This window comes from Spirulina sp. CCY15215, from assembly GCF_016888125.1.
Lineage (GTDB): Bacteria > Cyanobacteriota > Cyanobacteriia > Cyanobacteriales > Spirulinaceae > CCY15215.
In genome coordinates this window covers 1-272 of record NZ_JACSWA010000511.1, presented here as the reverse complement: position 1 = coordinate 272, position 272 = coordinate 1, and the positions used below count along the sequence as shown (strand labels likewise).

General features: G+C 45.6%; 1 pseudogene. It reads left to right on the top strand.

Annotated features, from left to right (window positions below):
• Window positions 1-22: 22 nt before the first annotated feature.
• Window positions 23-272: pseudogene (locus JUI58_RS17075) on the top strand (hypothetical protein); the annotation flags it as partial.

Genomic DNA, 272 nt, shown 5'->3' with positions numbered 1-272 from the left:
TTTTAGTATTGCATCGGGAAATTTGGCTCTATTTTATCCGAATGGGGAACAGTTTACATCTTATGTGGAGACTGCTGTACAGCGCGATCGCGAACGACAAGAGAAGGAATTTGCACAACAAGAGCGCGATCTCCAAAAACAAAGAGCCGATCGCGAAAGACAAGAGAAGGAATTCGCACAACAACAGCGCGATCTTGCACAACAACAACGCGATCTCGCAGAAGCAACACTAGAAGAAGAACGAAGGAAAAATCAACAGTTACGCGATCGCC